The organism is Aequorivita iocasae (genome assembly GCF_016757735.1).
Taxonomy (GTDB): Bacteria; Bacteroidota; Bacteroidia; order Flavobacteriales; family Flavobacteriaceae; genus Aequorivita; species Aequorivita iocasae.
This window is the reverse complement of sequence record NZ_CP068439.1, coordinates 1,377,707-1,392,848: the sequence shown is the minus strand read 5'-3', so window position 1 is coordinate 1,392,848 and position 15,142 is coordinate 1,377,707. Positions and strand designations below refer to the sequence as shown.

Genomic DNA, 15,142 nt, shown 5'->3' with positions numbered 1-15,142 from the left:
ATTATCTTAAGTTGAATTTTAAAATGGCATTTTTTGGTTTAAGGGTAATCAATGGCTTAATTTCAATTGGCGTTTTCTTTTCGGAAATTTTATATTTCCCCATAATCTCTGCGATGGCCAAAATCATTTCATACATCGCAAAATTATTGCCAATGCACATTCTAGGGCCTGCGCCGAAAGGAAAGTATTGTCCAGAAAAATGGTTGGGATTAACTTCTGAAAAACGTTCTGGTATGAACTTTTGCGGCTCGTTCCAATATTTAGGATTTGTATGTATTTCCAACAATGAAAACAACAAACTTGAATTTTTTGGAATTTTCATTCCATTAAATTCATCTTCCTCAATATTCACACGATCAATAAAGTATGCCGGGGGATACAACCGGAGGGATTCTTCAATTACATTTTTAGTGAAAGGACAATTTTTAATAAACTCCATTAAATTGTCTGATTTCTCCTTTGCTTCAATTATCTCTAAATGAAGCCTTTCTTGAATTTGAGGATTTCTCGCCATCAATTCACAAGTGAAAGTAAGCGCGTTTGATGTGGTTTCGTGACCTGCCGTGAAGAGAATTAATATTTCATCAATCAATTGTTCATCTTCCATAGCTTTTCCATCTTCATATCGTGCATCCAAAAGCATATTCAGTAAATCACCTTCCCGTTTTTCAGAATTTCTTCTTTCTTTAACGAGATTTTTTAAAAGTGATCGCGCTTGGTTCGTTTCCGAAATATGCTTTTTTATTTTTCCGCTCAACTTAAACCACCATCCCAAATAGGGTTGACGCAACTCTTTCACCAACATTTGCTGCGCAGATTCCGTTATTTGCTGAAGTTTGTTTATTTCCGTTTGATCAACCGCACTACTAAAAAGTGATTTCACAACGGTTTGAAAAGCAAGGTCGTTAAAAACAGGAAAAATATCTATTGGTTTATCTGTTTCAATTTTTACTAGTTCCGTTTTAATTGCGGCATCAATTGTGCCCAATAGATTTATCAATTGTTTTTTATGAAAAGCAGGCTGAATTAGTTTGCGTTGTTTTTGCCAAAGTTCTCCTTCAGAAGTCAACAATCCGAAGCCTACATATTTTGAAAGATCGCGGGTTTGGATTGGGGATTTTTTATAATTTCTTTGGTTTTTTTGGAGTGCATATTGCGCAAATCCTGCATCACGCGAAAAAATAACCGAATTTCCAAAACCCAATTTTAACCGAAAAGTATCTCCTTTGGTTTCAAAATTTTTATGGTGAAAAGGCAATGGATTTTTAAGGATTTGGGCTGAATGAACCAAAAACTGGAAGGCAGAAACTGATGGAATTCTCTTTGCTTCCATAGTATGATTTTAAAATAATCCGCCCTGCGTGGGACCTTTTAGCTTGCCGAGATGTTTATAGGCGGCTTCGGTAACTTCACGGCCGCGTGGAGTGCGCATGATAAACCCTTGTTGAATCAAGAACGGCTCATAAACCTCCTCAATGGTTTCGGGACTTTCTGAAACAGCAGTAGCAATGGTTGTAATACCTACGGGGCCCCCTTTAAATTTCTCAATGATGGTTGAAAGAATTTTATTGTCCATTTCGTCCAATCCGTGCGCATCTACGTGTAGTGCATCCAAACCATATTTTGCAATTTCAACATCTATTTTTCCGTTTCCTTTTATTTGTGCAAAATCCCGGATTCTTCGTAAAAGTGCGTTGGCAATACGTGGTGTGCCACGGCTTCTGCCTGCAATTTCTATTGCGGCTTCCATAGTTATGGGCACTTGTAAAATTCCCGCACTTCGTTGTAAAATTGTAGTGAGCAATTCGGTTGTATAATATTGTAATCTTGAAGAAATTCCGAAACGAGCACGCATAGGCGCTGTCAGTAAACCGGAACGCGTAGTAGCGCCGACAAGTGTAAAAGGGTTAAGATTGATTTGGACTGAACGTGCATTGGGTCCGGATTCAATCATAATATCAATTTTATAATCCTCCATGGCCGAATAAAGATACTCTTCAACAATGGGGCTAAGGCGATGGATTTCATCAATAAACAACACATCGCGCTCTTCCAGATTGGTCAACAATCCTGCAAGGTCACCAGGTTTGTCCAACACGGGACCGGACGTTACACGGATATTTACATTTAACTCATTTGCAAGAATATATGCAAGGGTTGTTTTTCCCAATCCCGGGGGACCATGAAAAAGCGTATGATCTAATGCTTCGCTACGTAAATTTGCAGCCTGTACAAAAATCTGAAGATTTTCCAAGGCTTGATCCTGGCCCGTAAAATCCTCAAAGCTAAGGGGCCGTAATTTTTTTTCAATATCCAGTTCCTGAGGAGAAAGATTCTCTCCCGAAGGATCGAGGTGTTCATTCATAGCACAAATATAGCAATCCTTTGGGAGCCATATTAAAAAACAAAGCCATACTTTTCAGTATGGCTTGTGAAATAAACAGTAGATTCCTCACTTCCTACATATTATTAACTCAATAGTGTAAAGATAAGTCAAAACCATCAAATTTTCTCTACGTAGTAGTACGCATTCTTTACGTATAAATAAAAAAGCCTTTTCAAAAGAAAAGGCTTTTAAAATAATATATCTTAAAATAATTAATGGTCTAATTCATCTTCGTTATCTTGAAGTGGCACGTTTTGAGGAATAAAATCCTGACCGGGAATCACATAATCGGTTTCGTCTTTGTTCAGCTTACTGTAGTCATATGCCCAACGATATACGTGTGGAATAGGACCGTCCCAGTTTCCGTGTATGTGTTTTACTTCTGCAGTCCATTCTAGGGTTGTAGCATTCCAAGGGTTCTTTGGTCCTATTTTTCCGTAGAAAATAGAATGGAAGAAGTTGTATAGGAATACAACCTGAACGGCAATAGTGATGATTGCAAAGATTGTCATTACTACGTTAATATCTGCCAAATCATCAAAATATGGAAATGCTGTATTACTGTAATATCTTCGCGGTAAACCAGCCATACCTACAAAGTGCATGGGGAAGAAAATACCGTACGCTCCAATAGAAGTTACCCAGAAGTGGATATAACCAAGTTTTTTGCTCATCATTCTACCTTGGAACATTTTTGGGAACCAATGGTACACACCTGCCAATAAACCGTATAATGCAGAAATACCCATAACCAAGTGGAAGTGGGCAACCACAAAGTAGGTATCGTGAACATTTATATCCAGAGCGCTATCCCCTAGGATAATACCTGTTAACCCCCCTGTAATAAAGGTGGAAACAAACGCTATGGAAAACAGCATAGCCGTGTTCATCTGTAAGTTTCCTTTCCAAAGTGTGGTAATCCAGTTAAAAGCTTTTACTGCCGAAGGAATTGCAATCAAAAGTGTTGTAAAGGTGAATACAGAGCCAAGGAATGGATTCATCCCCGAAATAAACATGTGGTGACCCCAAACGATTGTTGAAAGGAATGCAATAGCGAGAATAGATGCTACCATCGCCCGATAACCAAAAATAGGTTTACGCGAGTTTGTTGCCATTACTTCTGAAACAATACCCATTGCCGGAAGAATTACGATATAAACCTCTGGGTGCCCCAGGAACCAAAATAAGTGTTCAAACAGAACTGGAGAACCTCCTTGGTGATGCAGTACTTCACCAGCAATATAAATATCTGAAAGGAAGAAAGAAGTACCAAAACTTCTATCCATAATCAACATAAGTGCTGCTGAGAACAGAACTGGGAAAGATACCACCCCAATAATTGCCGTAACAAAAAATGCCCAAATAGTCAAGGGTAGTCTGGTCATAGACATTCCTTTAGTACGAAGATTAATTACGGTTACAATATAATTTAATGAACCTAATAATGAAGAAGCAATAAAGATTGCGATTGATGACAACCAAAGTGTCATCCCTGCACCAGAACCTGGAATGGCCTGTGGCAAAGCACTCAATGGCGGATAAATGGTCCATCCGGCAGAAGCTGGGCCAGCTTCTACAAAGAGCGAAAACAACATTACAATACTTGAAAGGAAAAACAACCAATATGATACCATATTCAGGAATCCAGAAGCCATGTCTCGTGCTCCAATCTGTAAGGGAATCAATAAGTTACTAAAGGTTCCACTCAATCCTGCTGTTAAAACGAAGAAAACCATAATGGTACCATGAATGGTAACCAAAGCTAGATATATACTGGGATCCATAACTCCGTCTGTACCCCACTTGCCCAAGAATATTTCAAAAATTGTGAATTTATGGTCTGGCCAGGCTAATTGTAATCTGAACAATAAAGACATCAATATACCAATAACTCCCATAAACAATCCTGTAATAAGGTATTGTTTAGAAATCATTTTATGATCTTGGCTAAAGATGTATTTAGTGATAAATGTTTCTTTATGATGATGCCCGTGATCGTCGTGGTGATCTTCTACTCCGTGAACCTGTGCGTGTGCTGACATATCTATTTAAGCTAATATTATTTAGTTTCGTTGCTAAGTTGTTCTCCAACGGTTGGTTGTTCTGCCAACCACGTTTTATAATCTTCTTCAGACTCTACTATAATCTTCATCTGCATATTGTAGTGGCTTATACCGCAAATTTTATTACATAGTAGTATATAATCAAATTCATATGGCTCTAAGGCTTCATCACCAACAGCAGTAAGTGCTACGCTTTTCTCTCTGCGTATTTCATTAATGCGAGCTACTTTATCTACAATCTTATCGTTTTGTCTCATTTCCGCCGTGGTAACGGTAGGTGTAAAGGCAAATTGCGTAATCATACCGGGAACGCAATTCATTTGCGCCCTGAAGTGTGGCATATAAGCCGAATGTAATACATCCTGCGAACGCATTTTGAACAAAACCTTTCTACCCACTGGCAAATGCAATTCTGTTACTATTTTGTCATCCTGTCCGTTTGGATCTGCAGGATCAACACCCAATTGGTTAACACCTTCTATTAAACGAACATTTGCTTCTCCAAGGGTATTGTCATTTCCACCATAACGCGCTTTCCAGTTAAATTGCTGAGCGTATAGTTCAACAATCAATGGATCATCATCCTTATCTACATTCATAATATCAGTCCAAGTAAAAAGACCGTAGATAATAAGCCCCGCCAAAACAATTACCGGAATGATGGTCCAGATGAATTCCAGCTTATCATTATCTGCATAGAATGTTGCTCTTTTAGTTTTGTTTCCTCTATAAATGAAAGCGAAATAATGGAGCAGCCATTGTGTAAGTATTCCAACCAGAAAAATGATAATCATGGAAATCAGCATCAGGTTATCTATTTTGGAACCGTGTTCCGAACCTGAATCTGGCAAAAGAACATCTCCCCATAGCCAAAAGCTAAGGATGGCCAAAATATACATAAAGGCCAAAAAACCCATCATCAAATAACCGTTCGTGTTATTGTCCTTGTCCGAAGCTATTTCGGAGTGGATTGAAGTCTTGCCCTGTGCCAATTGAAATATTCTGCTCATTTGCCAAACAGAAATTCCAAAAAGAATAATTACTAATACAACTAAAAATGCGGTCATCTTAAAATATCTTCTTTAAACTAAATGATTAAAAATGGTAGTTTTCACTTTCTTTAATAAACGGATCATTTTTCGGTCTTAAGGAAACTTTGCCAAGTCCTGTGCCCACAACAAAAATGAAAAGCCCCATAAAGAATAATAATGCTGCAATCTCTGGAATACCAAAACTCCAATTGTGGCCTACGGTTGAAGGCATCACCAAAAGGAAAATATCTATATAGTGGCCTATCAAGATGAATACAGCAGCAATAACAACGAACCAAGGCACTCTCTTATAGTCGCTATTCATAAGTACTAGAATAGGGAATACAAAATTAAGGATAAGCATTCCGAAAAACAATACTTTATATTCCTGAATTCTTATAATGAAATAGGTTACTTCTTCCGGAATGTTTGCGTACCAGATGAGCATGAACTGCCCGAACCATAAATACGTCCAGAAAATACTGAAAGCAAACATGAATTTTGCCAAATCGTGAAGGTGTTTATCACTCACAAAAGGAATCAATCCACGGCTTTTTAAGTGTATTGTAGTTAAGGCAAGAACTGTGATTGCCGAAACAAACATACTTGCAAAAATATACCAAGCGAAAAGGGTGCTGTACCAGTGTGGGGTCATGGACATAAACCAATCCCAAGACATAGTAGCTTCAGTTACTATAAAGAATATTAAAAATAATACGGAAGCCTTAAAATTCTTTCTGTAAGGGCCATAGTTATTCGTTTCAGCTTGTGCTAGAGAATTTTTTCTTGAGTAATATCTGTACAAGTTCCAACCTAGAAGATAGATGACCGCACGAATTACAAAGAATGGAAAATTTAAATATCCCGATTTGACTTGTAAAATTTTATCGTGAGCTACCAATTCTTCATTCTGCCAAGGGAAGAAATGAGTTCCCGCAAAAACAACAATCAAGAAAACGATTATTGAACCAGGAAGCAAATAAGCGGTGATACCTTCCATTATTCTATAAAGAACGGGAGACCACCCTGCCTGTGATACATATTGAATGGCATAAAAAACCAATACTCCCAATGCAATCATTAAAAAGAAGAATGCTCCTACAAATGTTGCAGACCAAGGTCTGGTTTGCAACTGATGCAACACATGCTCTTCATGTGAAGCTGCTCCGTGGCCTTCCGGTTTTAAGTCTGTGGCTTGTTTCATTGCAGCTTCAGAATAACCTTCTTCACCACGGGCCACGTCAACAAAATTTGCCGTGTGTTCCTGATCGTGGGTTTCAACCGCATGTCCTTCACCGTGATGGGCCTCTTGCTCAGCCATTATTTTTTTAACATCCTCTATAGTTTTTGGTGCTGTAAGAAACCCATAGGCAATTCCTACAAGGCCAAGAACCATAATAATGATAGAAAACAGTTTTAATTTACTAGGTAGCGTGTACATATCTTTAGCTATTCTCTTTAATTCTTTACTCTTGTTCTACTTCGGAGGCAGTAACCGCTTCCATATTTTTATCTTCTGCAACACTTGTTGAATCATTAGCAGACTGCGCAGTTTCTAAAATTCCAGGCTCGCCGTTTAGGGCTGCTTTTAGATTCATGACATGCATTGCTATTTGCCAACGTTCCTTTTCATTTACCTGGGCTGCGTAGGAGCCCATAGCATTTAAACCGAAAGTTTCAACATGATAAACACCTCCCATTGTTATGGTACGTCCAGGATCTGCATAACTAGGAATTCCTAGAAATTTTTCACGGGTTGCCAAAATTCCTTTCCCGTCTCCTTTATCACCATGACATACTGCACAATAGATGGTATACAATTGTGCTCCTGTGGCAAGGTTTTCTTGAGTAACATCATAAGGACTTGTTGATTCTGCCTTTGCCAACTGTAAACCAGCTGTACTATTTTCATAGTCATAAGTAGTATACCCTCTAGGCACTGTATTATCAGGAGGAATCATAGCTTCTTGCTGGTCCGGAAATATTTCATAAGCCCCATAAGCTTCATAGCCCACTGGCTCATACATATTAGGAAAATATTGGTAATTGGGTTCCCTTTTTTCAAAACACGATACCAAACTTGCAGAAGCAATAATGGCAATTCCTATGTTTATTAATGTTTTCATATTAATGGTCTTGCTCGTTTTCAATTAAACTAATCTCCGATGCACCTGTATCATACAAGAATTTGGTCAACTTTTCAACGTCATGATTGTCTGCGTCAACTTCCATAAGAAAATGATCATCTGTTGTACGCACGTCTGGATTTTCAGCTTTTTTAAATGGCCAAATTTTACTTCTCATATAAAACGTTATAACCATTAAATGCGCAGCAAAAAATACGGTTAGCTCAAACATAATTGGGATAAAGGCAGGCATATTCTGATAGTAGGTAAAACTAGGCTTACCTCCAATATTTTGCGGCCAATCCTCAATCATTATGAAATTCATCATCAGCACGGCAACGCTCAAACCCGTTAGTCCATATAAAAATGAGGTTATTGCAATTCGTGTTGGAGCCAATCCTACTGCATGGTCAAGACCGTGCACGGGAAAAGGGGTAAAAACCTCAGAAATGTGATAGTTTGCAGCCCGAGTTTGCTTAACGGCCTGCAATAACAGATCGTCATCAGTATAAATAGCGTGTATCTTTTTTGAAGCCATAATTAGTTTTTGTTTTTTAGTGTTAGCGCCTGCCCAGCCCAATCATCACGTTTGGCTCTTCCAGGGAATTCACTAATTATCTCGTCCAGTAAATCGTATTCGCGATCAGTCATTCGGCTTACTTGTTCAAAAGTAAAGATTCCCAACTGATGAAGTTTTTGTTCCATTACTGGCCCAACTCCGCTAATCTTTGTAAGGTCGTCTTGCGTCTGGGTTGCAGGGTCAAATGCACCAATACCACTTAGCAAGCTGTCTATTTTGCCTTTATTAGCTTGATAGTCTACTTCAGTATTTTCTGCATCTTCATCAAGCTCATTAAATGAAGAGTCAATCTCTTTATCTTCTACATTAGCAGATGGGCCTGCATCAGCAGGATATTGCTCTACCGTTTGCACATGACTGTAATCGTCTCCATGTTCCGCTCGCAATCTTTTAAAAGATTCTCCTGAAGATTTTAAAATTGTTTTTACTTCAGCCTGTGCTATTACTGGGAATGTACGTGCATACAGAAGGAAAAGCACAAAGAAAAAGCCTATGGTTCCCATAAATGTTCCAATATCTACGAAAGTTGGTTGAAACATAGTCCAGGAAGAAGTCAATCGATCTTTACTCAAGTCGATAACGATAATATCAAAACGCTCAAACCACATCCCAATGTTAATGATTAAAGCTACGATGAAGGTCCATATAATATTTCTTCTCAATTTTTTTACCCAAAGTGTAAGCGGCACTATAAGGTTACAGATAATCAATGCCCAGAATGCCCACCAATATGGACCTGTTGCAGCACCGAAAGAAAGATAGGCATAGTTTTCATAAGGCACCCCAGAATACCAAGCGATAAAATACTCAATAATGTATGCTGTGGTAACAATACCGCCGGTAAGTAGGATTACCTTGTTCATATATTCTATGTGAACAATTGTAATATAAGCTTCAAGGTTTGATACTTTCCGCATTACAATCAAAAGTGTCTGCACCATAGCGAATCCTGAGAAAATTGCTCCCGCAACGAAATACGGCGGATAAATGGTACTGTGCCATCCAGGAACTACCGAGGTAGCAAAGTCAAAAGATACAATTGTGTGTACCGAAAGTACCAAAGGCGTTGCCAAACCTGCCAAAACAAGGGAAACTTCTTCAAAACGCTGCCAATCCTTTACACGGCCACTCCATCCAAAACTAAGGATACCGTAGATTTTTTTCTGAAATGGGCTGGTAGTCCGGTCGCGGATCATCGCAAAGTCTGGAAGCAATCCCGTCCACCAGAACACTAATGATACCGATAGGTATGTTGAAATTGCAAATACGTCCCAAAGCAGTGGTGAGTTAAAGTTTACCCAAAGAGACCCAAACTGGTTTGGAATTGGGAGTACCCAATAGGCCAGCCATGGACGCCCCATGTGGATAATTGGAAACAGTCCCGCCTGCACAACTGCAAAAATAGTCATCGCTTCCGCAGAGCGGTTAACGGCCATTCTCCATTTTTGACGGAAAAGCAATAGTACCGCAGAGATAAGTGTTCCGGCGTGACCAATACCTACCCACCAAACAAAGTTTGTGATATCCCAAGCCCAGCCTATGGTCTTGTTCAATCCCCAAACCCCAATTCCTGTTGAGATGGTGTAGATAATACAGCCCAATCCCCATAAAAATGCTACTAGGGCAATGGTAAAAACAATCCACCAAGATTTATTGGCCTTTCCCAGAACGGGTGCCCCAACATCTACACTGATGTCATGATAGGACTTCTCTCCCAGAACCAAAGGCTCTCTTATAGGTGCTTCGTAGTGTGACGACATATTTAATTCTTAAATAATTGGTTTTTTATTAATTTTTATGCTTCCGAGGTGTTTTTCACAATGGCATGGTAGAACACATTTGGTTTGGTTCCCACATTTTCCAATAAGTGATACATACGGTCATTATTTTTCAACTTTAGTACTTCGGATTCTTTATCGTTTACATCGCCGAATACCATTGCACCCGTTTCACAAGCTTGTGAACAAGCTGTGTGGAACTCACCATCCTTTATAGGTCTTCCTTCGCGTTTGGCATCGAGAATTGTTTTTTGGGTAATTTGAATACACATAGAACATTTTTCCATAACCCCTCGGGAACGCACAACCACATCTGGGTTAAGTACCATTCTGCCTAGATCATTGTTCATGTTGTAATCAAATTCATCATTTTGGGCATATAAGAACCAGTTAAAGCGACGGACCTTGTATGGACAGTTGTTTGCACAATAACGGGTTCCTACACAGCGGTTATATGCCATTTGGTTTTGCCCTTGGCGTCCGTGTGAGGTTGCAGCAACCGGACACACAGTTTCACAAGGTGCGTGGTTACAGTGCTGGCACATTACAGGTTGGAATACCACCTGAGGATTTTCATACGAAGGTACCTCTACTACTTTATAGGTATCAAAAGCAGGAAGGTTTTCAAGGGTTTCAATTTCCTCCTTAAAGGTTTCTCCTGCAGAGTAATATCTGTCAATACGCAACCAGTGCATATCACGGAATTTTCTCACTTCTTCTTTTCCTACTACCGGAACGTTGTTTTCGGCGTGACAAGCAATTACGCAGGCCCCACATCCAGTACAAGCGTTCAAATCTATAGAAAGATTGAAGTGATGGCCTACAGTGTCTTCAAAAGGACTCCAAATATCTGCCTTTTCATCACGTACTGAAATTGGACTGTGGTCATAATCGGTAACAGGTATGGAATTCCAATGTGATTTATCTTTTGTGTTGAAAATTTCAAGGGTGGTTTCCTTAATAATATCCTCGCTGCGGCCGGCCATGGTGCTTTGCAACTGCACACAGGCAAACTCATGCATACCGCTCGCTTTTTCAATAGATACTTTCTGAATATTCGAAAAATTCTGATATAACGGATATGCGTTTACACCCGTTTGCATCTCCTGTTGGATTGCAGCAGTTTTACCGTAACCCAATGCCAAGCCAACAGACCTTTTGGCCTGTCCAGGTTGAATGATTACGGGAACATTTTCAATAACTACATTTCCTAACTTTACATTTACATAGCTACCATTTAAAGCTCCATTGGAAACATGTTCATTTACAAGGTCTAAGGCTTCAGCATCGGCAGCCGAAACGGTAAGATAGTTATCCCAAGATGCTCTTGTTATTGGATCTGGCAACTCCTGCAACCAAGGGTTGTTAGCCTGTTGGCCATCACCCAAACCGATTGATGTATATAAAGTAAGATCATACTCCCCTTCTTGTGAAAGGAATGAAAGCGCGCCGTTTGAAGAACTTTCTTCCATTACGCCTGCTCCTTCTGAAGTAGTATTTACTTCTTCCATTGTCACTTCAGTATCGCTATTCACAAAGCCGTCATGAAGTGCTTGGCTCCAAGAACCACCAGCTAAAATTGAAGCGGTCCATGTTTCCTTTAAATAATCATAATATTTTTTTGTATTGCCTGTCCACTGTAAAATGCTGTCTTGAAATTGACGCGTATTAAATAAGGGACGGATAGTAGGCTGTGTAAGACTATAGGTTCCCTTTTTAATCTGTGCGTCGCCCCAAGACTCTAGATAGTGGGGTGTAGCGGCAACCATTTTTGCCAAGGAGGCAGTTGCGTCCTGCTTCATGGCAAACGCAAGGCTCATTTCCAATTTTTGGTACCCTTCTGCAAATTCCTTTGCATTTGGTAATGAATAAACTGGATCTACGCCAACGGTAATTAAACCTTTAATGCTCCCGGAAATTACACCATTTACCACGTTCATCACTTCGCTATTACTGGCTTGTCTAGTAAGTAATGGCTTGCTCACATCGATTGCCTCACTGTTGGCATTGAAATTTAAAGCCATGGTTTGAGATGCTACATCTGGTAAGTTGGTCACCAACAATGCTTTGCTTCCAGCTTTTTGAAGCTGTGCCTTTGCCTTAGCAACGGCATCAGCAATATTTGCAGGTAATCCGGAGGCACTGCCACCCGTTAGAGCTTTTAAAATTTCTACTTGTTGTGAAGGTGTGGCCGGCACCCGCTTGTCTGCTTTTCCACCGGTTAACGTTAAGTTAGCCTCAAACTGGATGTGGCGCGACATTTTTCCGTTTTTGGGAATTCTTCCTTGCGCATAGCCCTTGCTATAGCTTCCACCCTGCCAATCTCCTAAGAAGTCTGCCCCTACTGAAACAATTACTTCTGCTTTTGAGAAATCGTAATCGGGCAATGCACGGGTGCCATACTTATTTTGGAAAGCATCCAAAGCTCCCGAACAGGAAACGGCATCATACACCACATGGCGTACGTTTGGATATTTAGTCGTAAATTCAGAAATTAATTTTGAGGTAGAGGGACTAGCAAAAGTTTGCGTAAGCAACACAATTTCCTTTCCAGCCATTTCGTTCATTTTTTGAGCGATAGCCGTATCAAATTCCGGCCAAGTAACCTCGGCTCCCTCCAGCATTGGACCTGTTAATCTATTTTTATCATATAATGAAAGCACTGAAGCATATACGCGTGCATTTGCGCTTCCGCCATTCACTACTAAATCGTTTCTTTCAATTTTTATGGGGCGTCCTTCACGGGTTTTAACCAAAACATTAGCAAAATCAAACCCGTCTGCCATTGTGGAAGCATAATAGTTCGCGATACCCGGAACAATCTGATCAGGCTGAACAACGTATGGGATTGACTTAATTACAGGTCCTTCACAGGCCGCCAAAGTTGCAGCTGCCGTAGTAAAGCCCACATATTTTAGGAAATCACGACGTGTGGTGGAAGAAGATTCCAATGCTTCTTTATCGCCTAGGAACTCGTCTGTAGGTATTTCGGTTACAAACTCATTGTCCTGTAGCGCCTTCACAATTGTGCTGTTTTCTTTCAGCTCTTCAACACTTTTCCAGTATTTCTTGTTTGATGCCATATTGCTATCTGTAATTTTCCTTTATTATTATTAATAATGACATTTTCCACATTCAGTCCCACCCAATTCGGCAATTGTGACTTTTTCAATACCATATTTCTTGGAAAGTTCTTCGTGTATCTTGGCGTAATACTCATTGTTAGCCAAATTTACATTAGTCTCTCTGTGGCAATTGATACACCAACCCATGGTAAGGGGCGCAAATTGCTCAACAATTTCCATTTCTTGGATCTCTCCGTGGCACGTTTGACAAGCAATGCCAGCAACGGTTACGTGCTGTGAATGGTTAAAATATGCAAAATCCGGCAAATTGTGGATACGCACCCACTTTACAGGCTCAGTCTTACCTGTATATTTTTGCTCAGCGGGATCCCAACCTACGGCTTTGTATAGCTTAGCAATCTCGCCGTCATAAAATTCTTTTGAATATTCTGCTGTTGCAGTTTCGGGAGCTACTTCAGAAATATTTTTGTGGCAATTCATACAAACATTTAAAGAAGGGATGCCCGAATGCTTACTTTTTCTCGCAGAACTGTGGCAGAAATTACAATCAATCTGATTATCGCCTGCGTGGATTTTATGTGAATAGTGAATAGGCTGCACAGGAGCATAACCCTGGTCAACACCCACCTGCATCATATAACCATAAGCGAAATATCCAGCTGAAAGCATTAGAAATATTGAAAAAACCAAAACCAAGAATTGGTTTTGCACAAATGCTTTCCAAATTGGCAACCGTTTTTCTTTTTCTTCATAAACAACTCCGTTTGCCTCAGCAATTCGCTTTAAAGTATTGGTAACCAAGTAGAGCATGATAACCAGCAGCAAGAAAATAAGACCTAAAGCCGCGATGACTAAGGTATTAGACACAGAACCCCCATCATTGCCGGTATTTGTAGTTGTAGCTTCGGCTCCTGTGGCAGCCACGGGCTCAGCTTTTGGCTGATCTGTATAAGCAAGAATATTATCAATATCTGTTTCAGATAGCGCAGGGAATGCTGTCATCACAGCTTTATTATTTTCTTCAAAAAGTTTTACCGCCTGAGCATCTCCAGCGGCAATAAGCGCTTGACTATTATGGATCCACTTGTATAACCAATCACGGTCATATTTTTCACCAACACCTCTAAGTGCCGGGCCAACTGCCTTTTTATCCAATTTATGACAAGCAGCACAATTGGATTTAAACAAAGCCTCACCTGCGGCAACATCACCTCCAGAACCAGCAGCAACCTCTGCAGAAGCTTCGGCTGAAACCTCTGTAGGAGCATCTTGGGAATATATGGTAGTAGAAAAAGTTAGTAAAAACACTAACAAAAGAAGTGGCAATTTTGAGCGTAGATGTATAAAATTCACCTTTTTCATCTGTTGATTATATTGTTTCTTATTGATCTGTGGAATTCGCTTACAAATTATTTCGGGTAATGTCAAAACTCTTTGCCGTGCTCATTTCATTTATTTTCTAGTCGATGGTTTGGCACAGAATTAGTTACGTAAAACAACATTATCATAATGCTAATTATGTACCCAAATAAAGGCACAAAAGTACATTATAAAGTCGATTTTGAAAATGCAAACAAAGTGTTAACTATTAATTTATATTTGTTCTAAATAATATTTAGCGCGTGCGCAAAGTTATTAAGTTTTACCTTTGTAATAAAGAAACAAGCATATGAGCCCACAATCGTATTCCAAACTTATTGTTATCAGCATTTTAACACTTTTTCTTTCCGGCAAAAGCTTTGCCCAAAATGCATCGTTAACCATAAATACAGATCCCAAAATAACCCAATTATTGGAACTAAAGAAAGATTTAGAAAAAGAAAACAAGCTTTCTGACGGCTACACAATACAATTGTATTATGGAGAATTGGACAAAGCAAACCAAATTTTAAGAAAATATCGTGGCAGTTACGGCAACTGGCCCGCTTCCATTGAATATGAAACACCCAACTATAAAGTGTGGGCAGGAAATTTTGCCTCAAGAATTGAAGCAGAGAGAGCACTTCTTGAAATTCAGAAAAGCTTTTCTTCGGCGTTCATCTTAAAACCTGACAGAAGAAAATAAAAACGCCCTGAAAATACAATTTTCAAG

The 15,142-nt window shown here is 39.6% G+C and carries 11 protein-coding genes; 1 reads left to right on the top strand and 10 read right to left on the bottom strand.

The window, feature by feature from the left end:
* Position 1 precedes the first annotated feature (1 nt).
* The 10 genes from JK629_RS06465 to JK629_RS06420 all read right to left on the bottom strand — a co-directional run bounded on the left by JK629_RS06465 (position 2) and on the right by JK629_RS06420 (position 14,412).
* On the bottom strand, positions 2–1,333 hold the full coding sequence (locus tag JK629_RS06465; RefSeq protein WP_202337789.1) for a cytochrome P450: 1,332 nt from the start codon (positions 1,331–1,333) through the stop codon (positions 2–4).
* 9 nt (positions 1,334–1,342) lie between these two features.
* Positions 1,343–2,365, bottom strand: coding sequence for a Holliday junction branch migration DNA helicase RuvB (gene ruvB / locus JK629_RS06460; RefSeq protein ID WP_202337788.1), 1,023 nt, complete (start codon positions 2,363–2,365; stop codon positions 1,343–1,345).
* 233 nt (positions 2,366–2,598) lie between these two features.
* Entirely contained in the window at positions 2,599–4,428 is a 1,830-nt protein-coding gene (locus tag JK629_RS06455; protein WP_202337787.1) for a cytochrome c oxidase subunit I, read from the bottom strand.
* 17 nt (positions 4,429–4,445) lie between these two features.
* A complete protein-coding gene (locus JK629_RS06450) occupies positions 4,446–5,516 on the bottom strand; it encodes a cytochrome c oxidase subunit II (RefSeq protein ID WP_202337786.1) in 1,071 nt (356 codons plus the stop codon).
* 28 nt (positions 5,517–5,544) lie between these two features.
* Positions 5,545–6,921, bottom strand: a complete 1,377-nt coding sequence (locus tag JK629_RS06445) for a quinol:cytochrome C oxidoreductase (protein ID WP_202337785.1) — start codon at positions 6,919–6,921, stop codon at positions 5,545–5,547.
* 25 nt (positions 6,922–6,946) lie between these two features.
* Complete coding sequence (locus tag JK629_RS06440; protein WP_225626164.1) at positions 6,947–7,630, bottom strand: c-type cytochrome; 684 nt, start codon at positions 7,628–7,630, stop codon at positions 6,947–6,949.
* The gene (locus JK629_RS06435) at positions 7,608–8,144 is read right to left on the bottom strand and encodes a DUF3341 domain-containing protein (protein WP_202337784.1); all 537 of its coding nucleotides are present in this window, start codon (positions 8,142–8,144) and stop codon (positions 7,608–7,610) included. Before JK629_RS06435 ends, JK629_RS06440 begins: the two co-directional genes overlap by 23 nt.
* A 2-nt stretch (positions 8,145–8,146) precedes the next feature.
* Complete coding sequence (gene nrfD / locus JK629_RS06430; RefSeq protein ID WP_202337783.1) at positions 8,147–9,946, bottom strand: NrfD/PsrC family molybdoenzyme membrane anchor subunit; 1,800 nt, start codon at positions 9,944–9,946, stop codon at positions 8,147–8,149.
* 35 nt (positions 9,947–9,981) lie between these two features.
* Positions 9,982–13,047 carry a TAT-variant-translocated molybdopterin oxidoreductase gene (locus tag JK629_RS06425; RefSeq protein ID WP_202337782.1) on the bottom strand — a complete coding sequence of 1,022 codons (3,066 nt, stop codon included), beginning with the start codon at positions 13,045–13,047 and terminating at the stop codon, positions 9,982–9,984.
* A 30-nt stretch (positions 13,048–13,077) separates the two neighbouring features.
* The gene (locus JK629_RS06420) at positions 13,078–14,412 is read right to left on the bottom strand and encodes a c-type cytochrome (RefSeq protein WP_202337781.1); all 1,335 of its coding nucleotides are present in this window, start codon (positions 14,410–14,412) and stop codon (positions 13,078–13,080) included.
* A 307-nt stretch (positions 14,413–14,719) separates the two neighbouring features.
* Between JK629_RS06420 and JK629_RS06415 the strand changes: the two genes are divergently transcribed.
* Positions 14,720–15,115, top strand: coding sequence for an SPOR domain-containing protein (locus tag JK629_RS06415; RefSeq protein WP_202337780.1), 396 nt, complete (start codon positions 14,720–14,722; stop codon positions 15,113–15,115).
* Positions 15,116–15,142 lie beyond the last annotated feature (27 nt).

Coding starts and splice junctions, on each gene's coding strand:
- JK629_RS06465 (WP_202337789.1), bottom strand. CDS start 1,333: ATGGAAGCAAAGAGAATTCCATCAGTTTCTGCCTTCCAGTTTTTGGTT.
- ruvB (WP_202337788.1), bottom strand. CDS start 2,365: ATGAATGAACACCTCGATCCTTCGGGAGAGAATCTTTCTCCTCAGGAA.
- JK629_RS06455 (WP_202337787.1), bottom strand. CDS start 4,428: ATGTCAGCACACGCACAGGTTCACGGAGTAGAAGATCACCACGACGAT.
- JK629_RS06450 (WP_202337786.1), bottom strand. CDS start 5,516: ATGACCGCATTTTTAGTTGTATTAGTAATTATTCTTTTTGGAATTTCT.
- JK629_RS06445 (WP_202337785.1), bottom strand. CDS start 6,921: ATGTACACGCTACCTAGTAAATTAAAACTGTTTTCTATCATTATTATG.
- JK629_RS06435 (WP_202337784.1), bottom strand. CDS start 8,144: ATGGCTTCAAAAAAGATACACGCTATTTATACTGATGACGATCTGTTA.
- nrfD (WP_202337783.1), bottom strand. CDS start 9,946: ATGTCGTCACACTACGAAGCACCTATAAGAGAGCCTTTGGTTCTGGGA.
- JK629_RS06425 (WP_202337782.1), bottom strand. CDS start 13,047: ATGGCATCAAACAAGAAATACTGGAAAAGTGTTGAAGAGCTGAAAGAA.
- JK629_RS06420 (WP_202337781.1), bottom strand. CDS start 14,412: ATGAAAAAGGTGAATTTTATACATCTACGCTCAAAATTGCCACTTCTT.
- JK629_RS06415 (WP_202337780.1), top strand. CDS start 14,720: ATGAGCCCACAATCGTATTCCAAACTTATTGTTATCAGCATTTTAACA.